Source organism: Curtobacterium sp. MCBD17_023 (assembly GCF_003224415.1).
In the GTDB taxonomy this organism is placed as follows: Bacteria; Actinomycetota; Actinomycetes; order Actinomycetales; family Microbacteriaceae; genus Curtobacterium.
In genome coordinates this window covers 1-23,167 of sequence record NZ_QKLJ01000019.1, presented here as the reverse complement: position 1 = coordinate 23,167, position 23,167 = coordinate 1, and the positions used below count along the sequence as shown (strand labels likewise).

20 protein-coding genes are annotated in these 23,167 nt (G+C 72.0%); 11 read left to right on the top strand and 9 right to left on the bottom strand.

What is annotated here, in order from left to right; genetic code table 11:
- Positions 1–107: 107 nt before the first annotated feature.
- From DEI84_RS14240 to DEI84_RS14230, 3 genes are all read left to right on the top strand, one after another.
- On the top strand, positions 108–1,265 hold the full coding sequence (locus tag DEI84_RS14240) for a sensor histidine kinase (RefSeq protein ID WP_110891339.1): 1,158 nt from the start codon (positions 108–110) through the stop codon (positions 1,263–1,265).
- Positions 1,262–2,578, top strand: coding sequence for a hypothetical protein (locus DEI84_RS14235; RefSeq protein ID WP_110891338.1), 1,317 nt, complete (start codon positions 1,262–1,264; stop codon positions 2,576–2,578). The genes DEI84_RS14240 and DEI84_RS14235 overlap by 4 nt, the downstream gene beginning before the upstream one ends.
- A 130-nt stretch (positions 2,579–2,708) precedes the next feature.
- Complete coding sequence (locus DEI84_RS14230) at positions 2,709–3,380, top strand: response regulator transcription factor (RefSeq protein WP_110825158.1); 672 nt, start codon at positions 2,709–2,711, stop codon at positions 3,378–3,380.
- Between the two features lie 245 nt (positions 3,381–3,625).
- Here DEI84_RS14230 and DEI84_RS14225 read toward each other — a convergent pair whose 3' ends face one another.
- The 4 genes from DEI84_RS14225 to DEI84_RS14215 form a co-directional block, all read right to left on the bottom strand.
- A complete protein-coding gene (locus tag DEI84_RS14225; protein WP_110891337.1) occupies positions 3,626–4,894 on the bottom strand; it encodes an MFS transporter in 1,269 nt (422 codons plus the stop codon).
- Between the two features lie 209 nt (positions 4,895–5,103).
- Entirely contained in the window at positions 5,104–5,280 is a 177-nt protein-coding gene (locus tag DEI84_RS15780; RefSeq protein WP_181420478.1) for a hypothetical protein, read from the bottom strand.
- Positions 5,281–5,411: 131 nt separating this feature from the next.
- A complete protein-coding gene (locus DEI84_RS14220) occupies positions 5,412–5,720 on the bottom strand; it encodes a thiamine-binding protein (RefSeq protein WP_110891336.1) in 309 nt (102 codons plus the stop codon).
- Entirely contained in the window at positions 5,717–6,994 is a 1,278-nt protein-coding gene (locus DEI84_RS14215; RefSeq protein ID WP_110891335.1) for a glycosyltransferase family 87 protein, read from the bottom strand. The genes DEI84_RS14220 and DEI84_RS14215 overlap by 4 nt, the downstream gene beginning before the upstream one ends.
- Before the next feature lie 184 nt (positions 6,995–7,178).
- On the opposite strand from DEI84_RS14215, the gene DEI84_RS14210 reads away from it, so the two are divergent.
- Entirely contained in the window at positions 7,179–7,904 is a 726-nt protein-coding gene (locus DEI84_RS14210; protein ID WP_258368394.1) for a YceI family protein, read from the top strand.
- Positions 7,905–8,008: 104 nt separating this feature from the next.
- On the opposite strand, the gene DEI84_RS14205 is transcribed toward DEI84_RS14210, so the two are convergent.
- On the bottom strand, positions 8,009–8,857 hold the full coding sequence (locus DEI84_RS14205; protein WP_110891334.1) for an ADP/ATP-dependent (S)-NAD(P)H-hydrate dehydratase: 849 nt from the start codon (positions 8,855–8,857) through the stop codon (positions 8,009–8,011).
- A 24-nt stretch (positions 8,858–8,881) separates the two neighbouring features.
- Between DEI84_RS14205 and DEI84_RS14200 the strand changes: the two genes are divergently transcribed.
- The 3 genes from DEI84_RS14200 to DEI84_RS14190 all read left to right on the top strand — a co-directional run bounded on the left by DEI84_RS14200 (position 8,882) and on the right by DEI84_RS14190 (position 12,122).
- Entirely contained in the window at positions 8,882–9,505 is a 624-nt protein-coding gene (locus DEI84_RS14200; RefSeq protein WP_146236385.1) for an HAD-IA family hydrolase, read from the top strand.
- Between the two features lie 209 nt (positions 9,506–9,714).
- Positions 9,715–11,085, top strand: a complete 1,371-nt coding sequence (locus DEI84_RS14195) for a hemolysin family protein (protein ID WP_258368398.1) — start codon at positions 9,715–9,717, stop codon at positions 11,083–11,085.
- Positions 11,082–12,122 carry a hemolysin family protein gene (locus tag DEI84_RS14190; RefSeq protein ID WP_110891332.1) on the top strand — a complete coding sequence of 347 codons (1,041 nt, stop codon included), beginning with the start codon at positions 11,082–11,084 and terminating at the stop codon, positions 12,120–12,122. Before DEI84_RS14195 ends, DEI84_RS14190 begins: the two co-directional genes overlap by 4 nt.
- A gap of 78 nt (positions 12,123–12,200) precedes the next feature.
- On the opposite strand, the gene DEI84_RS14185 is transcribed toward DEI84_RS14190, so the two are convergent.
- A complete protein-coding gene (locus tag DEI84_RS14185; RefSeq protein WP_110891331.1) occupies positions 12,201–13,640 on the bottom strand; it encodes a GuaB1 family IMP dehydrogenase-related protein in 1,440 nt (479 codons plus the stop codon).
- A 189-nt stretch (positions 13,641–13,829) separates the two neighbouring features.
- On the opposite strand from DEI84_RS14185, the gene DEI84_RS14180 reads away from it, so the two are divergent.
- Positions 13,830–17,654, top strand: coding sequence for a multifunctional oxoglutarate decarboxylase/oxoglutarate dehydrogenase thiamine pyrophosphate-binding subunit/dihydrolipoyllysine-residue succinyltransferase subunit (locus tag DEI84_RS14180; RefSeq protein WP_181420477.1), 3,825 nt, complete (start codon positions 13,830–13,832; stop codon positions 17,652–17,654).
- A gap of 94 nt (positions 17,655–17,748) precedes the next feature.
- On the opposite strand, the gene DEI84_RS14175 is transcribed toward DEI84_RS14180, so the two are convergent.
- The 3 genes from DEI84_RS14175 to DEI84_RS14165 are packed head-to-tail and all read right to left on the bottom strand — an operon-like array spanning position 17,749 to position 19,305.
- Positions 17,749–18,186 carry a GNAT family N-acetyltransferase gene (locus tag DEI84_RS14175; RefSeq protein WP_110825166.1) on the bottom strand — a complete coding sequence of 146 codons (438 nt, stop codon included), beginning with the start codon at positions 18,184–18,186 and terminating at the stop codon, positions 17,749–17,751.
- Positions 18,187–18,244: 58 nt separating this feature from the next.
- A complete protein-coding gene (locus DEI84_RS14170; RefSeq protein ID WP_110825167.1) occupies positions 18,245–18,487 on the bottom strand; it encodes a zf-HC2 domain-containing protein in 243 nt (80 codons plus the stop codon).
- Positions 18,484–19,305 (bottom strand): sigma-70 family RNA polymerase sigma factor, encoded by an 822-nt coding sequence (locus DEI84_RS14165; protein ID WP_110891363.1) that lies wholly within the window; start codon positions 19,303–19,305, stop codon positions 18,484–18,486. The genes DEI84_RS14170 and DEI84_RS14165 overlap by 4 nt, the downstream gene beginning before the upstream one ends.
- A gap of 152 nt (positions 19,306–19,457) precedes the next feature.
- On the opposite strand from DEI84_RS14165, the gene aroA reads away from it, so the two are divergent.
- The 3 genes from aroA (at position 19,458) to DEI84_RS14150 (ending at position 22,799) form a co-directional block, all read left to right on the top strand.
- Positions 19,458–20,876 carry a 3-phosphoshikimate 1-carboxyvinyltransferase gene (gene aroA / locus DEI84_RS14160; RefSeq protein WP_110891330.1) on the top strand — a complete coding sequence of 473 codons (1,419 nt, stop codon included), beginning with the start codon at positions 19,458–19,460 and terminating at the stop codon, positions 20,874–20,876.
- Positions 20,873–21,925: a ribosome small subunit-dependent GTPase A gene (gene rsgA / locus DEI84_RS14155; RefSeq protein WP_110891329.1), complete on the top strand. Its 1,053-nt coding sequence runs from the start codon at positions 20,873–20,875 to the stop codon at positions 21,923–21,925. Before aroA ends, rsgA begins: the two co-directional genes overlap by 4 nt.
- Positions 21,926–22,013: 88 nt before the next feature.
- Positions 22,014–22,799, top strand: coding sequence for an inositol monophosphatase family protein (locus DEI84_RS14150; RefSeq protein WP_110891328.1), 786 nt, complete (start codon positions 22,014–22,016; stop codon positions 22,797–22,799).
- Positions 22,800–23,167 lie beyond the last annotated feature (368 nt).

The following is a 23,167-nucleotide window of genomic DNA, read 5'->3' as shown; positions in this document are numbered from 1 at the left end:
CCACAACGAGTGTCGCCCGTGGAATGATGCAGAGTGCACGGTCTCGACCAGTGCTCGGTTTCCCAAGACCAACCAGTTTCCCGAACCAGGAACAGCCAGGACCAACGATGGAACTCCTCGCGCAGGAACGCGACCGCCTCCTCCGGTCGACGACGCGTGTCGTGGGCATCGTCTGCGCGCTCGTCAGCGTCGTCGCCGTGGCCACGTCGCTCGCCGTGCCCGCGCTGCCGCTCGTGGTCGGGTTCACGTGCATCGCCGTCATGATCGGTGCACTCGTCGCCTTCGGGTGGAACGGGTCGACCTGGTGGACCGCCCTCACGGTGCTGAGCGGTCTCGGCGCCGTCGCGGTCCTCGCCACCGCCGTCGCCCCCGACGACCGCGGAGTCATCGCGAGCGCGCTCGTGCCGCTCGCCGGCGGCGGACTGGCCTCCCTCCTCATGGCGCAGCGCGGACACCCCGTCGGCCTCGGCATCGCGGCCGCCGCCGGTGTCGTCTCGGTCACCCTGATGTCGTGGGCGAGCGGCACGGTCCTCTCCCTGCCCGTCAGCGGTGTCCTGCTCGGCTGGGTGCTCGTCGCCGTCGTCGCGGTGTGGATCAGCCGGAGCATCCCCCGCGTGGCGCGACGCATCTACACGATCGGGACAGCGCACCGCGCCGAACGGCAGGCCAGCGAGACCGAGGCGCAGCGGCGGCAGGGAGCACGCCTGCTGCACGACACCGTCCTCGCGACCCTGACCCTCCTCGCGCACAGCGGTGTCGGCGTCTCCGAGCACGCGATGCGCGAGCAGGCCGCCGAGGACGCCCGCCTCCTCCGCCACCTCCGCCTCGGCGCGACCCCGCAGCCGCAGCAGTCCGGGGACTACTCGCTCACCCGCACCGAGGAGTCCCCGCTCGGGCAGACCCTCGAGTCGGTCAAGCAGCGGTTCGGCCGGATGGGGCTCGAGGTCGCCTGGCACGGCACCGGACAGGTCCTCCTGCCGACCCACGTCCTCGACGCCTTCCTGCTCGCGCTCGGCGAGTGCCTCGAGAACGTCCGTCGGCACGCCGGGGTCCCCGAGGCGCACGTCACGATCGTGCACGACGAGGCGATGGTCCGCGCCATGGTCACCGACTCCGGCGTCGGCTTCGAACTCGACGCCGTCAGCTCCGAACGACTCGGCTTCAAGGAGAGCGTCGTGAACCGTCTCCGTGAGGTCGGCGGCGACGCCCGGCTCTTCTCCGCGCCGGGCTCCGGCACCACGGTCGTGTTGGAGGCACCGCGGTGAGCCGCATCCCCGAGGACACCATCAGCCGGGGGCTCACCGGTGACCAGGACGCACCCCGTACCCGCCGGGAGGCCCGGGAACGGTACCGGGGCACCGAGCGTCGGCAGGCGCGCGGCCTCCCCTCCACGTCGACCGGTGCACGTTCGCTCCGCCAGGCCGCCCAGCCCGGCGCCTCCCTCGGAGCCGGCCACCTCGGGCTCGGTGCGGCCGTCCTGACCGGTCTCGAGGCACTCGGCGGCATCGTCTTCTTCCTCGTGCACTGGGAGGACTACGGCAACCCCTGGTTCACCGCCAGCGCGTGGCTCCTCTTCGTGGCCGCCGCGACCTGCGTCATCGCCATCGTCCTCACCTACGGCGAGCGGTTGACCGGTCTCGCGTTCGGCCTCATCTGCGTCGTGCTCGCCAGCGTCGTCGCGCTCGACTTCATCGGCATCTGGTCCCAGCACGACCTCGGGCACACCTCGACCGCGTCGATGGCGGCCGGCTTCGCCCTCCTGCCGATCACGACCCTCCGGCCAGCGCGCGAGGTCATCGCGGCGATCGTCGGCCTCGGGTTGGCCTTCGTCGTCTACGCGGTCGTCTCGACGCCGATCAGCCCCGAGACGCTCCCCGGGCTCGTGACGCTCCTGTCCGTGACGGTCGTGCCGCCGTCGCTCGCGCTCTTCGTCGTGCACCGGTTCCGCCAGCTCGTGCAGCGCGAACTCGACCGGGTCCTCGTGCAGAGCAACGTCGGTGCGCCGCAGTTCGCCGTCGGGATGCTCGCGTCGGACGAACTCGCCCGGCTCGACCTCGCAGCCGAGAAGCTCCTGGACGCCGTCGCGAACGGATCCGACCCGTTGCCGCTGTCGGACGCGTCCGCCTCCGTCGCCGCCTCCCTCGCGACCGAACTCCGCCTGCACCTCATCGAGGGCCGTCGCGAGACGTGGCTGTACCACGCCATCACCGAGTCGGACCGGCTGGGTCGCGCCGTCGCCGTCGCCGACCCCGGTGCCCTGGCCGGACACCTGTCCCCGGCGCAGCGCGACGGTCTGCTCCAGGCCCTCTGGCTCATGGTCGGCGACGGCCGGAGCCAGCAACCCGGCGCCCCCGTCGTGTCGGTCACCCTCGGACCGGTCGGGACCGACGGCCACCCGGTCAGCGACGACCGGATGGACGTCCCCGTCGTCATCGAGTCCCGCGGGGTCCCCCGTCGGCGCCTCGGGCCCGCAGCGTGGGCCGCCCTCCAGCGCATCGGCCCGTACACCGACAGCGTGCGGGACGGCGTGCTGCACGTCACCGCGCACTGCGTCGTCGACCGGCACCCGCAGATGTGACGCACCCCGCGCCTCCCGGCACCGTCAACGTGCGTCATGCGGACAACCAGGCCAGCCTCCCCAGACCGGACCACCGACCCTCCTAGGATCGGCAGGCCCCGGACGGACACCACGAGAAAGGACGCCGAGCATGGCGACTCCAGCGGAACCGATCAGACTCGCACTCGTCGACGACCACCGGATGCTCCTCAGCGCCCTGACCGAGTGGATCCGCAACGCCGCGGACGACATCCAGATGGTCACCGCGGTCACCACGTGGCCCGAGCTGCTCACCAGCCCGGGGTTCCCGGTCGACGTCGTGCTCCTCGACCTCGACCTCAAGGACTCGATCCCGGTCTCGCTGAAGATCTCGACGCTGAAGACCGCCGGCGTGAAGACCGTCGTGATGAGCACGTACTCGGAGCCGAACGTCGTCCGCGAGGCCCTCGGTGCCGGTGCCCTCGGCTACCTCGTCAAGAGCGAGGACGCGGCCATGATCGTCGAGGCGATCCGGACGGCGCAGCGCGGCGAGCAGTACGTCTCCGCCGAACTCGACCTGGCCATCAACTCCGGTGACGTCGGTGGCGTCCCGAAGCTCAGCGCGCAGGAGCGTCGCGTGATGGCGCTCTACGGCGGCGGCGAGCCCGTGAAGAGCGTGGCGTACCAGCTCGGCATCTCCGAGGAGACCGCGAAGAGCTACCTCAAGCGCATCCGCGAGAAGTACCGCGTCGCCGGCTTCGACGTGGGCACGAAGGTGGCGCTCCGGAAGCGGGCGATCACCGACGGCATCATCCTGCAGGACGGGTCCCCGCACGGGCTGTAGCAACGTTCCGACCCGCCGCGCCCCGCCAGGTTCCGGAATCGCCGCGCCCCGCCAGGTTCCGGAATCTCGGCATCTCGAGCGTCGAGATGCCGCAATCGTGGAACCGGAACGGTGCACACGCGGCGCGTCGTGGAACCGCGACGACAGCAGCCGGATGCGTCGACATCGCTGTGCACACGGGAGGCGCGGCACCAGTCAGCGCGCCCCGTCGAGCCCGACGGATGCCGGGTGGGGCCGGGGACGCGTCAGTGCGTGGACACGACCTCGCGGATCGGGCCGGTGCTCGCGCCCGCCGTCCGGAACGCCGCTGCGCGACGCTTCGAGCGGCCCTCCACCGCGTAGCTGATCACCGCGACGACGACGCCGAGCAGCGCCAGACCGATGCCGAGCCAGCCCGGCGCGAGGAACCCGAAGCCGGCCGCGATGACCGCTCCGCCGAGGGCCGCACCGAGCGAGTTGCCGAGGTTGAACGCCGAGTGGTTGAGCGCTGCCGCGATGGTCCGGGCGTCGCCGGCGATGTCCATCAGGCGGGACTGCACCGCCGGCGGGATCGCGGACGAGGTCGCTCCGAGCAGGAACGCGCCGACGAAGAGCCCGACGACCCACTGCGCGGTGAGCACCGTCACGAGCAGCGCGCCGATCAGGGCGAAGAGCCCCACGAAGATGGTGGCCTTCACGCTGTGGTCGGCCAGGAACCCACCGAGCAGGCCGCCGACGACCATCCCGAGCCCGACGACGACGAGCACCAGGGGGACGGTGGACTCCGACAGGCCGGTGACGTTCTGCACGAGCGGCGAGATGTACGAGTAGACGGCGAAGAACCCGCCGAACCCGACCGCGCCCAGGCTCATCACGATCCACGCCTGCGGCAGGCGGAAGACCCGGAGCTCACGGCCGATGGTCGCGTGGACATCCCGCGCGCTGCGGGGGACGAACGCGGAGACCGCGAGGAAGGTCAGGCCGAACAGGGCGGCGACGACGCCGTAAGCGACACGCCAGCTCGCGACCTGCCCGATCCACGTCACCGCGGGCACGCCGACGACGTTCGCGACGGAGAGGCCGAGCAGCACGAGCGCGATGCCCTTGCCCCGCTTGCCCGGGCCCATGATGTCGCCGGCGACGATCGAGGCGATGCCGAAGTACGCGCCATGCGGGAGTCCGGCGACGAAGCGTGCGACGACGACGAGCCCGAAGGACGGCAACACCGCGCTGGCGACCGTCGCGACCGCGAACCCGATCAGCAGCACCATGAGCAGGCCCTTGCGGGGGAACCGGGCCGACATCGCGGCGATCGTCGGCGCTCCGACGACGACACCGAGGGCGTATGCGCTCACGAGCCATCCCGCGTGCGCGACGCCGCCCTCCGGGTCGGTCGCGTACTGCCCGGGCAGGAGCGCCTCGGCGATGTTCGGCAGCAGGCCCATCGCGACGAACTCGGTCGTGCCGATGGCGAACCCACCGAGCGCGAGGGCGAGGATGGCGAGCGTGCGGCGGGCCGACGTGAGCTGCGACATGGGACCTGTTCTCGTGCCGGGGCACGGTGGGATCGGAGGCGGTGGACGACCGAGGTCGCGGCTGGAACAGTGTAGACCGCTCCAACACGGCGACGGAAGACACCGGTCGGACCGATTCGACCCGCACGCGATTTGGACGACGACCAGACAGCAGAACGCGGCCCTGCCGATCGGGATTCCCGATCGGCAGGGCCGCGGACGCGGGCGCCTCAGGCTGCGCGCTGCTCCGGCGCACGGGAGGCGGTACGCGCCTCCGGCAGGTCGTCGCGGTGCACCCACCCGGAGCCGCACTCGGTGCAGCTCGCCCAGGCGTTGTCGCCCTGGTCGTCGACGTCGATCACGACCGAGCGGAGGTCACAGTCCGGGCACCAACCGTCGTGCATCATGAGCGGGCTCCTTCCGTCGTGGTGCCGGTGCTCGTGCACCGGCTGATGGAGACAGCACACACCCGACCGCCGACATCGCGTCGACGTCGGCGGCGTGTCGGACGGACCCACACCGGCCGGTCGGGCGGGGCTCAGTCCCCGAGCGCCGCCTCGAGCCGCTCGAGCTTCCCGTCGATCTCCCCCGTGTGCCCCGGTCGGATGTCCGCCTTGAGCACGAGCGAGATGCGGGTGCCGAACGGTGCGACGGCCTCGGTCGCCCGCTTGACGACGTCGAACACCTCGTCCCACTCCCCCTCGATCTCGGTGAACATCGACGAGGTGCGGTTCGGCAGTCCGGACTCGCGGACGACCCGGACGGCCGCGGCGACGGCGTCGTGCACGGAACCGTCCTCGTTCGCAGCGGGTCCGCCGGACGGGGCGATTGAGAAGGCGAGGATCATGCGCCCATCCTGCCCCGCTCGCGGTCCACGTGCGCGGGTCCGGTGGCCGGACGGGAGGCGCGTGGCTCGATCCCGTCCCGCCACATCCGGACCAGGACGACGACCGACCACACGAGCACCGCGACCTCCAGCAGGTTCCGCAGCGACAGCACGACGAGGATCCACGGCTGCACACCGAGCACCTGGTCGTAGTACGCCGGGTAGACGAGCTGCGTGAGGAAGGCCATCGGCAGCATCGCCCCGGCGACCGGCAGGAACCGCCACGCACTGCCGCGCCCGGCGACGAGCCCCCAGACCACCGGCACGGCGAACCAGCCGATGTACTGCGGTGACCCGACCTTGTTCGTCGCGATGAGCGCCGCCACGAACAGCAGCGCGAGGACCGGAGCCACCCGCGCCCGCTGCGCGCCGGTGCGGACGGCGAGCAGGGCGAGGACGACGCCCACCACGACGACGACGGCCATGAGCGGGGTCGAGAGCGCTGCGACGACCTCCGTCCCGGCACCGGACACCTCGAAGGTCAGGATCTCCTGGTCGTAGAACACCGCGGCGCCCGGCACCCGCGCCGCTGCCGCCCACAGGTACGGCGTCGCGAGCGGTGACTCGATCTGCAGGCCGCGCCCGGTCTGTTCGCCGATGAACGAGAACAGGTGCGCGGCGCCGCCGAACAGCACGTCCACGAGCACCACGAGCGCGGTGACCGTGAGCGCTCCCGCGACCACGTCGACACGACGCCCCCGACGGAGGACGACGAGCACGCCGACGAGCGCCGCCGGCCAGACCTTGACCCATGCGGCGACGGTGAACACCGCGGCGGCGATCCCCGGACGAGCCGCGACGGACGCGACCCCGACGAGCGCGACCGCGGTGGCGACGGTGTCGACGCGTCCGAGGCCGATCGGCCCGAGCGCGAGCAGGAACGCCAGCCACCACCAGACGACCCGGACGCCGAACGCCCGGTAGCGCCAGAGCACCGCGCAGACGACCGCGTGCAGCAGCACCATGAGCAGCAGCCAACCGGTGCCGATCGCCGCGGTCCCGCCGAGCGACGCGGCCGCCATCGGCACGATCGCCAGGATCGGGTACACCCACGGAGCGTCGATCCCCACCCAGAAGTGCGAGGCGTGCCCGGACTCGATCCAGCGACGGTACGTGATCGTCACGTCGCCGATCGGCTGGTTCGGGACGACGAGGGTCAGGGTCCAGAGCAGCGCGTGCACCGCGGCGAACGCGACCACGAACGCGACGATCTCCGGCCACGGGTTCCTGCGCACCGGATGAGCGTACCGAGTCGGGACGGGCCGACCGCCGCTGTCCACAGGGCCGGTGACGCTGCCACCGCCGTCCGGGCACCACGCCGCCCCTGGCCCACAGCCGATCCGGATCGACAGCCGATCCGGATCCACAGCCGACCCGGATCCACAGCCGATCCGGAGAGTGACGTGTCACCGTCCTCCTGTGACCTCAGCACCGGACCGTCCCGCGCCCCGCCGCCCGCGCCGCCGTCTCCTGACGTGGCTCGTCATCGCCGTCGTCGTCCTGGCCGTCGCGGTCGTCGCCGTGGTGGTCGGCACCCGCGCCTACACGTCCACCGAGAACGCGAAGGCCTCGGCCACACCCAGCGTCGCCGCCACCCGCGCTCCCTCCACGCTCGAGCCGGAGGACCTGTCCGGCGAGTGGACGATCGGCGACGGGTCCGAGGCGGGCTACCGCGTGCACGAGGTCCTGAACGGCTCCGACGTCACCGTCACGGGTCGTACGTCGAGCGTCACCGGCACGGCGACCGTCGACGGGACGACGATCAGCGCGGCCACGATCACGGTGCAGGTCGGCGACATCGCCACCGACTCGGAGCAGCGCGACTCGTACTTCCGCGACTCGGCGCTCGACACCCAGGCGTTCCCGACCGCCACCTTCACGCTCACGGAGCCGATCGAGGACGCGGTCCCGTCGGGCGACGCCACCACCGAGGTGCGGGCCACCGGCACGCTCGACCTGCACGGCGTCACGAAGCCGGTCACCGCGACGCTGCAGGTCGGACTCAGCGGTGACGGCGTCGACGTCTCCGGCTCGGTCCCGATCACGTTCTCGGACTACTCGGTGCAGGCCCCGGACCTCGGGTTCGTCAAGGTCGACGACGCAGGCGCGGTCGAGTTCCTCGTGCACGCCACGCCCGCCTCCTGACCACCCGTCCGGAAGGTCGCGACGCGACCACCTGACGGCCGGGAGGCGCGGCACCGGTCGGCACCGCGCCTCCCGTCGGTCCCTCAGTCCAGACCGGCGGCCCGTCAGTCCGCCTGCGCGTCACCCCGCACCGCGAGGTCCCGCACCACACCCGGCAGCTGCTCCACGAGTGCCGTCATCGGGAACGGCCCACCACGCGACGCCCGGCGTGCCGCGACCCCGTGCACGACCGCAGCGGCGGCGGCGAGGTGCGCCAGCTCCTCTGACCCGACCTCGCTCGTCCCGGCCCGCGCTGCGACGAGGGCTCCGAGCACCCCGCCGAGGACGTCCCCGGCACCGGCCGCGGCGAGCCACGGCGTCGCCGAGGACGCCACCAGCCGGACCCCGCCGTCGGGCGTGACGACGTGCGTGTCCGCACCCTTGAGCAGCACGACGCTGCCGGTGCGCTCCGCCGCACGCAGCGCAGCACCCTGCGGGTCCCCCTCGACCTCGTCGCGGGACACCCCGAGCAGGGACGCTGCCTCGCCAGCGTGCGGGGTGAGGACCGCGAGCGGCCCGAGGTCGACGAGCGGGATCGCACCGGCGTCGACGACGACCGGCACGCCGTCCTCGGACGCGTGCGCGAAGCCGTCGCGGGTCGTCGCGTCGAGCTCGTCCAGCGAGGCCGCCGAGATGCCCGACCCGACGAGCCACGCCTGCACGCGGCCGACCCCGGCGACGATCTCCGGCCGTCGGGCCAGCACGAAGTCGGTGGCACGGTCGGGTCCGACGTACCGGACCATGCCGAGCCCGGTGTGCACGGCGGCGTCGACGCCCATGACCGCGGCACCCGGGTAGGCGGCGGAGCCGGTGGCGACCCCGAGGACCCCGCGCCGGTACTTCGAGGTGTCACCGGTGGGCACGGTGATCCAGGCGGCGGCGTCGGCGGGTCGGACGGAGACGAAGTCGTTCATCGTCCCCACGGTACGGTGACGGACATGAGCCTGCCCCTGCCCGGCCGTGTCGTCGTCTTCGACTACGGCGAGGTGATCAGCCGCACCCCGCACGCCGCCCGTGCCGCACTGCTCGAGGCGACGGGGCTCGACGCCGACGAGCTGTTCCCCGTGTACCAGGAGCTCCGGAACGACCTGGACCGTGGCGACCTCTCCGTGCTCGCCTACTGGCGGGCGATCGGCGAACGGACCGGGCGGTCCTGGTCGGTGACCGAGATCCACCGGTTCTGGGCGCTCGACTACACCGGGTGGTTCGACGTCGACCCCGAGGTCCTGGCGCTCGTCGAGGAACTGCACGACGCCGGCACGCGGCTGGCGCTCCTGTCGAACGCGGGGTTCGACTTCGGCGACCCCTACCGGTACTCGCCGATGGGCTCGATGTTCGAGACCGTCGTGGTGAGCGCGGAGGAGCACGTGCTCAAGCCGGACGCGTCCATCTACCGCGACACGTGCGACCGCCTCGGGATCGAGCCCGCCGCGATGGTGTTCGTCGACAACCGTGCGGAGAACGCCGCCGGCGCGGACGCGGTCGGTGCGGTCGGCGTGCACTTCACCTCGGCGGCGGCCCTGCGGTCGGCGCTCGAGGAACTCGCCGCCCCGACGGGGTGACGGCGACCGACGGAGTGACGGCGGGCCGGAATCGGCCGGGAGGCCCGGCGCACCGACCGGACGCTTCCTCGGTTCCTCCGAGCGAGCGCCCGGTACGATTCCCTCATTGTGGACGACCCTCCTAGTTGCGCTGACCATCACATGCCCGCCGCTCACACAGTGAGCTGCCCGACTCCGAGGTGTGCCTCGTGAGCCCCGTCGACGTCCTCATGCTGATCGGCGGCATCCTGCTGACGCTCGGCACCGGGGTCTTCGTGGCCTCCGAGTTCTCGCTCGTCAACCTCGACCGCGCCGACGTCGAAGCCCGCCGCGACCGCGGCGAATCGGGCCTGAGCCCCGTGATCGGTGCGCTGAAGGTCACGTCGACGCACCTGTCGAGCGCCCAGCTCGGCATCACCCTGACGACCCTGCTCACCGGGTACCTGCTCGAACCGTCGATCGCGAAGCTGCTCGAGGCACCGTTCCTCGCGATGGACCTGCCCGAGGGGGTCGTCGAGACCGTCGGGTCGATCGTCGCCCTCGTCATCGCCACCCTGCTGTCGATGATCCTCGGCGAGCTCGTGCCGAAGAACTTCGCCCTCGCGCTGCCGCTCCAGACCGCGAAGCTCGTCGTGCCGCTCCAGGTGGGCTTCACGACGGTGTTCAAGCCCGCGGTCGCCGTGCTCAACGGCACCGCGAACGCCGTGCTCCGCTCGATCGGCATCGAGCCGCAGGAAGAGCTGTCCGGCGCCCGGAGCGCCGAGGAGCTCACCTCGCTGCTCCGCCGTTCGGCGTCCGAGGGGTCGCTGGAACAGGACACCGCGACGCTCCTCGAGCGGACGCTGGCGTTCTCCGAGCTCAACGCGAGCGACGTCATGACGCCCCGGCCGCGACTGTCGACGATCCGTGTGTCCGACAGCGCCGACGCCGTCATCGCCCTCGCCCGCCGGACCGGCTTCAGCCGCTTCCCGGTGATCGAGGAGGACGCGGACGACGTCGTCGGACTCGTGCACGTCAAGCAGGCCGTCTCGGTCCCGCGCGAGAAGCGCGCCGAGGTCCCGGTCGGCGCGCTGATGACCGACGCCGAGCGCGTCCCCGAGACCATGCCCGGCGACACGCTGCTGACCGAGGTCCGCGGCCGTGGGTACCAGATGGTCATCGTCGTGGACGAGTACGGCGGGACGGCCGGTGTCGTCACGCTCGAGGACCTGGTCGAGGAGATCGTCGGCGAGGTGTCGGACGAGCACGACCGCGCCCGCATCGACGTCGTGCGCAGCCGCGGCTGGCTCACCTTCCCCGGGCTGCTCCGTCCGGACGAACTCGAGGACCGCGCGAGCGTCACGGTGCCCGAGGACGGCCCGTACGAGACCGTCGGCGGGTTCCTCATGCAGGAGCTCGGACGGCTCCCGGTGGTGGGTGACGAGGTCGCGATCGACTCCGGCGTGTTCCGCGTCGAGCGCCTCGACGGCCGTCGGATCGACCGCATCCGCTACACGCCGAACCCGGTCGACTCCCCCACCGGGAGCGCCCCCACCCCGACGGGGAGCACCACGAAGACGACGAGCACGACGACGACCGACACCGCGGAGGCCGACCGATGAGTTCCGACTGGTGGGGCATCTTCTGGCTCTTCGTCCTCCTCGGGGGCAACGCGTTCTTCGTCGCCGCCGAGTTCGCCGTCATCTCGGCACGCCGCTCGCAGATCGAGCCGCGGGCCGAGCAGGGCTCCCGTGCCGCGCAGATGACGCTGTGGGCGATGGAGCACGCGACCCGCATGCTCGCGACCACGCAGCTCGGCATCACGGTCTGCTCGCTGCTCATCCTGAACGTGTCCGAGCCGGCGATCCACCACCTGCTCGAGGTCCCGCTGCACCTGACCGGGTGGAGCGCCGAGGTCATCGGCGTCGTGGCGTTCGTGTTCACGCTGCTGCTCGTGTCGTTCCTGCACGTCGTGTTCGGCGAGATGGTCCCGAAGAACATCTCGTTCTCGATGCCGGACCGGGCCGCGCTCATGCTCGTCCCAACGCTCTGGTACATCGGCCACGGCCTGCACTGGGTGGTCGTCGGCCTCAACGAGGTCGCGAACGGCGTCCTGCGGCTCTTCAAGGTGGAGCCGAAGGACGAGGCGGTCAGCGCCTACACGGTCGACGAGGTGCAGACGATCGTCGAGCAGTCCCGGCGCGAGGGCACCCTCGCCGACGACTCGGGCACGCTCCGGATGGCGTTCGAGTTCACCGAGAAGAAGGTCAAGGACGTCGCCGTGCCGATGTCCGGGCTCGTGACGCTGCACGAGGACGCCACCCCGGCGGACGTCGAGCGGATGGTGTCGCAGCGCGGGTTCTCGCGCTACGTGCTCGTCGACGACGCCGGTGACCCGACCGGGTACGTGCACGTCAAGGACGTCATCGACCTGCGGCCGGACGAGTTCGACGACCCGGTGCCGCCGAAGCGCATCCGGCAGCTCATCTCGCTGTACACGGAGATGGACCTCGAGGACGCGCTCGCCACCATGCGCGGGGCCGGGCGCCACGTGGCCCGGGCGTTCGACGCCGAGGGGCGGACGACGGGCGTGCTCTTCCTCGAGGACATCCTCGAGGAGCTCATCGGCACCGTCGAGGACGCCACCCGGCGTCGCTGACGCCGGTCGCTCCCGCGACCCGGGACGGACGGGAGGGTCCCACCTCCCGTCCGTCGTGGCGTCGGCGGCGCGACCGCGCTACCAGCTCACCGGCAGGGGCTTGCCCTCCTCGTACCCGGCGGCGGACTGGATGCCGACCAGCGCGCGGTCCGAGAACTCGGCCAGGCTCGTCGCGCCCGCGTACGTGGCGGAACTGCGGAGCCCCGTCGTGATCATGTCGAGCAGGTCCTCGACGCTCGGACGCTCCGGGTCGAGGAAGATCGTCGACGACGAGATCCCCTCGGCGAACAGCGCCTTGCGGGCACGCTCGTACGGGTCGAGCCGCTCGAATCGCTCCCGCACGGCCTTCGCGGACGCCATCCCCCAGCTCTCCTTGTAGGCGCGACCGGCTGGGTCGCGGCGGAGCACGCCGGGTGCCTCGAGCGTGCCGGCGAACCACGAGCCGATCATGACGGCGGACGCACCGGCGGCCAGCGCGAGCGCGACGTCACGCGGGTAGCGGACGCCGCCGTCGGCCCAGACGTGCGCGCCGAGCGACCGGGCGGCCGCGGCGGTCTCGAGCACCGCGGAGAACTGCGGCCGCCCGACGGCGGTCATCATGCGCGTCGTGCACATGGCACCGGGGCCGACACCGACCTTGATGATCGACGCGCCGGCGGCGACCAGGTGCGCGACGGCGTCGGCGGTGACGACGTTGCCGGCGACGAGCGGGATGCCGAGCTGCAGGGCCGACACGGCACGGAGCGCGCGGAGCATGCCCTCCTGGTGGCCGTGGGCGGTGTCGAGGACGAGCACGTCGACCCCGGCGTCGGCGAGGGCCGAGGCCTTCGCGGCGACGTCGCCGTTGATGCCGACGGCCGCCGCCACCCGGAGCCGACCGGACGCGTCCACGGCCGGTCGGTAGATGTCGGAGCGGATGGTGCTCGTCGGGCTCGTCGTGCCGACGACCTTGCCGTGCCGCACGACAGGAGCGAAGTCCACGCCGGCCGCGGTCAGCACGTCGTACACGTGCCGCGGGGTGCCGGCGTCCTCGGCGTCGATCGCGACCGTCGCGCCGTGCAGCAGGTCGCCGAGGACGGCGTCCGCGCCGGCGGTCGCGAGCCGGGTCGCCGGCACGCAGCCGAGGTACTCGCCCGCCGGGTCGCGCACGACGATGCCACGGCCCTCGACCGGCAGGAGCTGCTCGAGCGCCTCGGCCACGGTCGCGTCGGCGCCGAGCTCGAGTGCGGAGTCGTACGCGACCGGCTGCGCCTTCACCCAGCGGATCGCCTCGGCGAGGTCCTGCAGGTGCATGTCCTGCGGCAGCACACCGAGACCACCGCGTCGGGCGAGCGTCGCGGCGAGGCGGGGACCGGTCACCGAGTTCATGTTCGCGCTGACGATCGGGATGGTCGCGCCGGTGCCGTCGTCCGTCGCGAGGTCCACGTCGAAGCGGCTCGTCACGCTCGACCGACTCGGGACGAGGAAGACGTCGGAGTAGGTCAGGTCGTGGGTCGGCCGCGTCTCGTAGAACCTCATGGGGCCAATCGTACGGCGGCGGCGTCAGGCCCGGCCGGGAGGCCCCGCGACGCCCGCCGGGAGGCCCGACTCGCCCGCCCTCTCCCACCTCGCGGCCACGGAGGAGCGGTTAGGGTTGACGGCGTGCGGGACAGGGTTGCCCCGCACGACACACACGAGCATCAATCGACGGAGAGTGGGCGATCGGCTGTGTCGAGCCATCTGACCGGAACGGACGAAACCGCGGGCGATTTCGGCGCGAACGAGTGGCTGGTGGACGAGCTCTACGAGCAGTTCGTGGCCGACAGGAACAGCGTCGACGAGTCCTGGTGGCCCGTCCTCGAGAGCTACCACCGGACGCAGGCCGCCACGACGGACGCCGCCCCCGGCACCCCGGCCGACACCGGCTCGGGCACCCCGGCCGCCGCCGACTCGAGCACCCCGGCTCCGGCGCAGGCAGCCGCCGCGCAGGACGCCCCCGCCGGTCAGCCCGCCGCCGCCTCCGGTCCCTCCTCCACGCAGCAGCCCGCCACGGGAGAGGCGAAGACCCCGCTCCAGGCCCGCACCACCTCGCGCCAGCCGTCCCCGCAGCCGATCCCCGCCGAGGCGAACGACGCGGCGGACGACCACGAGGAGACCCACGAGGACGTCGCCACCCCGCTGCGCGGCATGGCGAAGACCCTCGCGTCGAACATGGACGCGTCGCTCACCGTCCCGACCGCGACCAGCGTCCGGACCATCCCGGCGAAGCTGATGATCGACAACCGGATCGTCATCAACAACCACCTGCGGCGTGCCCGCGGCGGCAAGATCTCCTTCACGCACCTGATCGGCTGGGCCATGGTGCAGACGCTCAAGGAGTTCCCGAGCCAGAACGTCTCGTACGAGGAGCGCGACGGCAAGCCCTTCCTCGTCACCCCGGCGCACGTCAACCTCGGCATCGCGATCGACGTTCCCAAGAAGGACGGCACGCGCTCCCTGCTCGTCCCGAGCATCAAGCGCGCCGAGGCCCTGACGTTCGGCCAGTTCCTCTCCGTGTACGAGGACGTCGTCAAGCGCGCCCGGGACAACAAGCTCACCCCGTCGGACTTCCAGGGCACGACGATCTCCCTCACGAACCCGGGCGGCATCGGCACCGAGCACTCGGTCCCGCGTCTCACGAAGGGGCAGGGCTGCATCGTCGGCGCCGGCGCCCTCGAGTACCCGGCGCAGTTCCAGGGGTCGGCGCCGAAGACCCTCATCGAGCTCGGCGTCGGCAAGACCATCACGCTGACGAGCACGTACGACCACCGTGTCATCCAGGGCGCCGGGTCGGGTGAGTTCCTCAAGAAGGTGCACGAGCGGCTCATCGGCCAGCACGGCTTCTACGACGACATCTTCGCCGCGCTCCGGATCCCTTACAAGCCGATCCAGTGGGCGAACGACATCAACGTCGACCTGGCGCACCGGGTGAACAAGACCGCGCGCGTGCAGGAGCTCATCAACAGCTACCGTGTCCGCGGGCACCTGATGGCCGACATCGACCCGCTCGAGTACCGGCAGCGCACGCACCCCGACCTCGAGATCGAGAGCCACGGGCTGACCTTCTGGGACCTCGACCGGGAGTTCGTCACGGGCGGGCTCGCCGGCACGACGACCGCTCCCCTGCGCGACGTCCTCGGGATCCTCCGCGACGCCTACTGCCGCACGGTCGGCATCGAGTACATGCACATCCAGGACCCGGAGCAGCGTCGCTGGGTGCAGGAGCGCATCGAGGTCCCGTACTCGAAGCCGTCGAAGGACGAGCAGCTCCGCGTCCTCGGCAAGCTCAACGAGGCCGAGGCCTTCGAGACCTTCCTGCAGACGAAGTACGTCGGCCAGAAGCGGTTCTCGCTCGAAGGTGGCGAGTCGACCATCGCGTTCCTCGACACGCTCATCCAGCACGCCGCCGTGGACGGTCTCGACGAGGTCGCGATCGGCATGGCGCACCGCGGCCGCCTCAACGTGCTGACGAACATCGCCGGCAAGACCTACGGCCAGATCTTCCGCGAGTTCGAGGGCACCCAGCTCCCGGGCACGGTCTCCGGTCAGGGTTCCGGCGACGTCAAGTACCACGTCGGCACCGAGGGCGTGTTCCGCGCCTCCGACGGGTCCCGCATCCCCGTCACGATCGCCGCCAACCCGTCCCACCTCGAGGCCGTCGACGGGGTGCTCGAGGGCATCGTCCGCGCGAAGCAGGACCGGAAGCCCGCCGGCACGTTCGGCACGCTCCCCGTGCTCGTGCACGGCGACGCGGCGATGGCCGGCCAGGGCGTGGTCGTCGAGACCCTGCAGATGTCGCAGCTGCGGGGCTACCGCACCGGCGGCACCGTGCACCTCGTCATCAACAACCAGGTCGGCTTCACGACGCCGCCCGAGTCGGCGCGCACCTCGGTGTACTCGACCGACGTCGCGAAGACGATCCAGGCGCCGGTCTTCCACGTGAACGGCGACGACCCGGAGGCCGTGGCCCGCGTCGCGGACCTGGCCTACGCGTACCGCGAGGAGTTCCACCGCGACGTCGTCATCGACCTGGTCTGCTACCGCCGCCGCGGTCACAACGAGGGCGACGACCCCTCGATGACGCAGCCGCTCATGTACAACCTCATCGAGGCGAAGCGCTCGGTCCGCACGCTGTACACCGAGGCCCTCGTCGGCCGCGGTGACATCACGCAGCAGGAGTACGACGACGCGCACCGCGACTTCCAGGACCGCCTCGAGCGCGCCTTCGCGGAGACGCACGAGGCGCAGACGGGCTCGGTGTCGACGCCCGCCACGGACGACTCCGGTGCCGTGAACGGCCTCGAGCGCCCGACCTCCCAACGCGACGACTCCGAGCTCGAGGTGCACGACACCGCGGTCTCGCAGGAGCTCGTCGAACTCATCGGCGACGCGCACGGGAACCCGCCGTCGGGCTTCTCGATCCACCCGAAGCTGCAGCAGCTCCTCACGAAGCGCCGCGAGATGACCCGGACCGGCGGGATCGACTGGGCCATGGCCGAGCTCATGGCGATCGGTTCGGTCCTGACCGAGGGCAAGCCGGTGCGGCTCGCCGGGCAGGACGCCCGTCGTGGCACGTTCGTCCAGCGCCAGGCGGTCTTCCACGACCGGACCAACGGCCAGGAGTGGCTGCCGCTCGCGAACCTCACCGAGGACCAGGCACGCTTCTTCATCTACGACTCGCTCCTGAGCGAGTACGCGGCGATGGCGTTCGAGTACGGGTACTCGGTCGAGCGTCCCGAGGCCCTCGTGCTCTGGGAGGCGCAGTTCGGCGACTTCGCGAACGGCGCCCAGACCGTGATCGACGAGTTCATCTCGTCCGCCGAGCAGAAGTGGGGCCAGCGCTCCGGCCTGGTGCTCCTGCTCCCGCACGGCTACGAGGGTCAGGGGCCGGACCACTCCTCGGGGCGCATCGAGCGCTACCTGCAGCTCTGCGCGCAGGACAACATGGTCGTGGCTCGCCCGTCGACCCCGGCGTCGTACTTCCACCTGCTCCGGCGCCAGGCGTGGGCGAAGCCGCAGAAGCCGCTCATCGTGTTCTCCCCGAAGGCGATGCTCCGCCTGCGACAGGCGACGAGCGCGGTGACGGACTTCACCTCCGGCACGTTCCAGGAGGTCCTGGACGACGACCGCCTGCAGGCGAACGGTGTCGACCGCGGTTCGGTGCGCCGGGTGGTCCTGCACTCGGGCAAGATCCACCACGACCTGCGTGCCGAGGCGGAGAAGCGCGGTGTGACGGACGTGGCACTGGTCCGGCTGGAGCAGCTCGCCCCGCTCCCGCTCGACCGCATCCTCGAGGTCATCGCGGGCTACCCCGAGGCCGAGGTCGTGTTCGCCCAGGAGGAGCCCGAGAACCAGGGCGCCTGGCCGTTCGTCTGCATGAACCTGTCCCCGCACCTGGACGGTCGGCCGCTGTCCGTCGCGGCCCGGTCCGCGAGTGCGGCGCCGGCGACCGGCTCGTCGAAGCGCTCCGCCGCCGAGGCGGCCGAGGTCATCGACCGGGCGTTGAGGGCATGAGCGCGTCGGCCTGATCACGAAGGAAGCGCCTCGTGCAGGGATCCGATGGACTCCTGCACGAGGCGCTCCGACGTCCGCGAGGGATCAGTACAGTTCAAACGAGCCTGGTGTAGCGGACGCCCGCCTCGTGGTAGCCGCGGCGCTGGTAGAACCGGTGCGCGCTGTCCGTCGCGGCGGCGCTCACGGCGCTCAGCTGGCGCGCGCCCTGCTCGACGGCCCACGTCTCGAAGGTGCCCAGGAGCGCAGAGCCCGTGCCGTGCCTCCTGGCCGTGGGGTCCACGACGAGGAGGAGCAACTGCGCGGTCGGCGCATCCCCGGCGTACGTCCACGTGAGCTGCGCCCCGGCGACCGCGACGGGCCGACCGTCGTCCCCGCGCACGACCCACGTGCGGTGCCCGGCCTCGGCGGTGAGCCGGTCGAGGCGCGAGCGCATCGACGCGGGCTCGACCTGGTGGCCGAGCAGGCGCACCAACTCGGTCACCGCGACGACGTCGGGTTCGGTCCAGGTGCTGATCGGCTCGGCGTCGGTCATGCCCGCACCCTACCCGCTCGCGGCGCCGCGGCCGCCGGTGTGACGCGGCCGGGTGCCGTCAGTGTGTGGACTGCACTGCGCGGAGCCGGGCGAGGACCTCGCCGCGGAGCTGCTCGGGAGCGGTCTCCTGGCAGGCGCGCTTCACGGTCTCCATGAGCACCACGCCGACGCGGTGTTCCGTCAGGCAGTCCTCGCAGCCGTCCATGTGCTCGCGGATGTCCGCGGCGTCCTCGTGACGGAGCTCGTCGTGGAGGAACTCCTCGAGTTCCGCCTTCGCCTTCGAGCAGTCGCACCCGCTCATCGTGCGTCCTTCCGGGTCGTGCGGGCACCGGCCGTCGTGGCCGCCCGCGTACCTGCACCACGGCCTCGCCCGCGCATCGTCGCCGTCGACGCTGCGTCCGGGACGACACCGGTCTCGCGTGCGTGGTCCGCCAGCAGCCCACGCAGGAGCCGGCGTCCACGGTGGAGGCGGCTCATGACCGTCCCCACGGGGGTCTTCATGATGTCGGCGATCTCCTGGTAGGAGAACCCCTCGACATCGGCGAAGTAGACCGCCATCCGGAAGTCCTCCGGGATGGCCTGCAGCGCGTCCTTCACGGCGGAGGACGGCAGGTGGTCGATGGCGTCGGCCTCGGCGGACCGGGCCGAGATCGACTGCGTCACGCTCTCCGCGCCGCCGAGCTGCCAGTCCTCGAGCTCGTCGATGGTGCCCTGGTACGGGTTCCGCTGGTTCTTGCGGTACGTGTTGATGAACGTGTTCGTCAGGATCCGGTACAGCCACGCCTTGAGGTTCGTGCCCTGGCGGAACTGCCGGAACGCGGCGAACGCCTTGACGAACGTCTCCTGTACGAGGTCCGAGGCGTCGGCGGGGTTGCGCGTCATCCGCATCGCCGCGCCGTACAGCTGGTCCATGAACGGCAGCGCCTGGTCCTCGAACAGGCGGCGCAGCTCGTGCTCCGAGACCGTCTTCGCGTCGACCGGCTCGTCGTCGGCGGTCGGGTCGTCCGACTCGTCCACCGTGTCCGACACGTCGAGGTCCTCGTCCTCGACGGCGTCGAGCTGCGCCTCGGTCTCCTCGACCAGGTCGTCCGGTGCGTGCTGCGGTTCGTCGGTCGTCATCGCCCGCCAGTCTAGGCGGACGAGGACGTCCTGGCCCTGCGGCTCGGTCAGCGTCGTGACGGCCGGCGGGAGTTGATCCGCGGCGACCGGTCGTGACGGTGCGAGTGCGATCACCGTGCTCCTCCCGATGGGTTCAGTAGTGTGGTGAACCGATGGCAGCCACGACGCATTCCCGCCCCTGGACCGCCCCCGTCGCGCCGGGCCCGCTCGCCGGGGACGTCGCCCTGCCCGGGTCGAAGTCGCTGACGAACCGCGAGCTCGTCCTCGCCGCGCTCGCGGACGGCCCCTCCACGATCCGGCTGCCCCTGCACTCCCGGGACTCCGCCCTCATGACGACCGCGCTCCGTCAGCTCGGCGTCGGCATCGACGAGGTCGAGCCGGTCGCGGGTGACCCGGCGAACCCGTACGGACCGGACCTCCGCGTGACGCCCGCCGCCATGCACGGCGGTGTCCGTGTCGACTGCGGCCTCGCGGGCACCGTCATGCGCTTCCTGCCGCCCCTGGCGGCACTGGCCGAGGGACCGGTCACGATCGACGGTGATCCCTACGCCCGCAAGCGACCGATGGCTGCGATCATCCGCGCGCTCGTCGACCTCGGCGTGGACGTCACCGACGACGGCGGCGGCGCGATGCCCTTCACCTTCGTCGGCAGCGGTTCGGTCCGGGGTGGGACGCTCGAGATCGACGCCTCGGCGTCCTCCCAGTTCGTCTCCGGCCTGCTGCTCTCCGCGCCCCGCTTCGACGAGGGCCTGCACCTGCGGCACGTCGGCGACCGGCTGCCGAGCATGCCGCACATCGCGATGACGGTCGAGGTCCTCCGTGCCCGCGGCGTCCGCGTCGACGAGCCGGGCGTCGGCGAGTGGGTCGTGCACCCCGGACCCATCGCGGCACGGGACGTGACGATCGAACCGGACCTCTCGAACGCCGCACCCTTCGCGGTCGCCGCACTCGTCGCCGGTGGGACGGTCCGGATCCGGACCTGGCCGACCGAGACGACGCAGGTCGGCGCCGACCTCGAGACGCTCCTGCCGCTGTGGGGCGCGACCGTGACGCGGGACGGTGCGGACCTGGTGTTCGACGGCGGCGTCGGGTTCCGGGGTGGGGCCTCCCTACCGGGTGTGGAGCTGGACCTGACCCGCGGCGGCGAGCTCGCCCCGGCACTCGTCGCGCTGGCGGCCCTGGCCGGCGGCCCGAGCGAGGTCTCCGGGATCGGGCACCTGCGCGGGCACGAGACGGACCGGCTCGCGGCGCTCGCGGCGGACCTCAACGGGCTCGGAGGCGCGGTCACCGAGCGCGAGGAGGGCCTCCGGATCGAACCGGCGCGGCTCTCGGGCGGTGACTGGGCTGCGTACGAGGACCACCGGATGGCCACCGCCGGCGCCGTCGTCGGTCTGGTGACCGAGGGCGTCGCGGTCGACGACATCGGCTCCACCGCGAAGACGTTGCCGCAGTTCCCGGAGCTGTGGGCCGACCTGGTCGCCACGGCGGGCCGGACCGCTCGAGCAGACCGGGACACCGACGTCGCGGGAGCAGCGGGCGCGGCCGAGACAGCAGAGGGGGCGCCGGCATGAGCTGGTGGGACGACACCGACGGCGGCGACGAGGACGAACCGTACGGCCAGTACGACGAGTCGAGCGTCCGCGTCCGACCGAACCCGAAGGGCAACCGTCCCCGGACGAAGACCCGGCCGACGTACGAGGACGCGCCGTCGGGCTGGGTCACCAACGTCGACCGCGGACGCTTCGGCGTGCTCGTCACCGACGCGGACGGGGAGCACGTCATCACCGCGACGAAGGCCCGCGAGCTCGGCCGGAAGTCGGTCGTCACGGGCGACCACGTCTCCCTCACCGGCGACGTCTCCGGCAGCGAGGGCTCGTTGGCCCGCATCGTCCGGGTGGCCGAGCGGACGACCCTGCTCCGGCGGAGTGCGGACGACTCGGACGAGGTCGAGCGCGTCATCGTGGCGAACGCCGACCAGATGCTCATCGTCGTGGCCTCGGCGGACCCGGAACCCCGGCCGCGCCTCATCGACCGGTACCTCGTCGCGGCGTTCGACGCCGGCCTCGACCCGGTCCTCTGCATCACGAAGACCGACCTCGCCGACCCGGCGCCGTTCCTGGCGCACTTCGCCTGCCTCGACCTGCGCATCGTGACGAGCCGGGCCGACGACGTGCCGTTCGAGGCGCTGCACGAGCTCCTCGACGGCAAGGTGACGGTCACCGTCGGCCACTCCGGCGTCGGCAAGTCCACCCTCGTCAACGCGCTGACCGGCTCCACGCGGGCGATCGGCGTCGTCAACTCGGTCACCGGGCGCGGCCGCCACACGTCGTCGTCGTCCGTCGCCCTCCGGGTGCGGGACGGCGGGTGGGTCATCGACACCCCCGGCGTCCGGTCGTTCGGCCTCGGGCACGTGCAGCCGGAGAACGTGTTCCGCGCGTTCGCCTCGCACGCGGTGCCGGTGCAGGACGCCCCGGACGGCATCCCGCTGCACCAGGCGCACGACTGGGAGATCGTCGACCGGGTCGCGGGCGGCGAGCTCGGGCCGGCCGGGATCGAGCGGCTCGACTCGTTCCGGGCGCTCCTGACCGGGATGGGCGCGGAGGACCCCGGCACGGCGTGAGCTACCCCGCACGGCGTTCCCCGGCGTCGGGTGGACCCACTCGGCCGGGTCGTGCGGGGGTCCGCCGGACCGCCGCTACGCTCGACCCGTGGACCTCAGCGCCGACCTGGCATTCGCCCGTTCCCTCGCCGACACCGCCGACGCGATCAGCCTCGACCGGTTCCGCGCCGCCGACCTGCACGTCACGGAGAAGGCCGACCACACCGCGGTCACCGACGCCGACCAGGCCGTCGAGCGCGCCCTCCGCGAGCGGCTCGCCGCGGAGCGCCCGGAGGACGTCTTCCTCGGCGAGGAGACCACGGCGGACACCGGCGAGGAGGCCGTGAGCGCTGGACACCGCCAGTGGGTCGTCGACCCGATCGACGGCACCGCCAACTACCTGCGCGGCGTGCCGGTGTGGGCGACGCTCATCGCCCTCGCGGTGGACGGCCGTCCCGTCCTCGGGGTGGTCAGCGCACCGGCCCTCGGCAAGCGCTGGTGGGCGGCGGCGGGCCTCGGCGCCCACTCGTTCGACGGACCGCTGCACGTGTCCGGCGTCGCTGCCCTCGGGGACGCGAGCCTGAGCTACAACTCGCTGCAGCAGTGGGACGACGACGACCGGCTCGACGCCCTCGTCACGCTGTCGCGACGGGTCTGGCGCACCCGCGCCTACGGCGACATGTGGTCGTACATGATGGTCGCGGAAGGGGTCCTCGACGTCGCCGGGGAACCGGACCTCAAGCCGTGGGACATCGCCGCCCTCCTCCCGATCGTGGAGGAGGCCGGCGGCCGCCTCACCTCGCTCGACGGCGACCCCGGTCCGTGGCACGGCAGTGCGCTCGCCTCGAACGGCCTCGTGCATGACGCCGTCGTCGAGGTGATCCGCCGGGCCTGACCGCTGAGGGGGCACCTGCGACCCTGCTCGCCCAGCGCCGCCGTCACCCCCCCCGTTCTGGGGGCACGCCTATCGGCGCATCGGACTGACGGTTCCTCCAGCACGACCGATGGTGGGTTACCGTTCTCGTGGCGGCAGGTCAGTACTCGTCGGGATCCCTAGTCCCGGTCACCACGGACCCACCGTCATCTCGTCCGACTGCCCTAACCCGAGGGGTGACCACGACGATGGATTCATCGTTCCCGAGCGGGACCGAGCCCACCCAGGCTCGTCGTCCGCGATCCGTTCACACATCGACCCTGCCAGTGTCCCGGGCCACCCACCCGATGCACACCGGCACCTCCCACCGCTGTCTCTTATACACATCT

Bases quoted from the DNA above. Each gene is read 5' to 3' on its own strand.
- DEI84_RS14240 (WP_110891339.1), top strand. From the start codon at position 108: ATGGAACTCCTCGCGCAGGAACGCGACCGCCTCCTCCGGTCGACGACG.
- DEI84_RS14230 (WP_110825158.1), top strand. From the start codon at position 2,709: ATGGCGACTCCAGCGGAACCGATCAGACTCGCACTCGTCGACGACCAC.
- DEI84_RS14225 (WP_110891337.1), bottom strand. From the start codon at position 4,894: ATGTCGCAGCTCACGTCGGCCCGCCGCACGCTCGCCATCCTCGCCCTC.
- DEI84_RS15780 (WP_181420478.1), bottom strand. From the start codon at position 5,280: ATGATGCACGACGGTTGGTGCCCGGACTGTGACCTCCGCTCGGTCGTG.
- DEI84_RS14220 (WP_110891336.1), bottom strand. From the start codon at position 5,720: ATGATCCTCGCCTTCTCAATCGCCCCGTCCGGCGGACCCGCTGCGAAC.
- DEI84_RS14205 (WP_110891334.1), bottom strand. From the start codon at position 8,857: ATGAACGACTTCGTCTCCGTCCGACCCGCCGACGCCGCCGCCTGGATC.
- DEI84_RS14200 (WP_146236385.1), top strand. From the start codon at position 8,882: ATGAGCCTGCCCCTGCCCGGCCGTGTCGTCGTCTTCGACTACGGCGAG.
- DEI84_RS14195 (WP_258368398.1), top strand. From the start codon at position 9,715: ATGCTGATCGGCGGCATCCTGCTGACGCTCGGCACCGGGGTCTTCGTG.
- DEI84_RS14190 (WP_110891332.1), top strand. From the start codon at position 11,082: ATGAGTTCCGACTGGTGGGGCATCTTCTGGCTCTTCGTCCTCCTCGGG.
- DEI84_RS14185 (WP_110891331.1), bottom strand. From the start codon at position 13,640: ATGAGGTTCTACGAGACGCGGCCGACCCACGACCTGACCTACTCCGAC.
- DEI84_RS14175 (WP_110825166.1), bottom strand. From the start codon at position 18,186: ATGACCGACGCCGAGCCGATCAGCACCTGGACCGAACCCGACGTCGTC.
- DEI84_RS14170 (WP_110825167.1), bottom strand. From the start codon at position 18,487: ATGAGCGGGTGCGACTGCTCGAAGGCGAAGGCGGAACTCGAGGAGTTC.
- DEI84_RS14165 (WP_110891363.1), bottom strand. From the start codon at position 19,305: ATGACGACCGACGAACCGCAGCACGCACCGGACGACCTGGTCGAGGAG.
- aroA (WP_110891330.1), top strand. From the start codon at position 19,458: ATGGCAGCCACGACGCATTCCCGCCCCTGGACCGCCCCCGTCGCGCCG.
- rsgA (WP_110891329.1), top strand. From the start codon at position 20,873: ATGAGCTGGTGGGACGACACCGACGGCGGCGACGAGGACGAACCGTAC.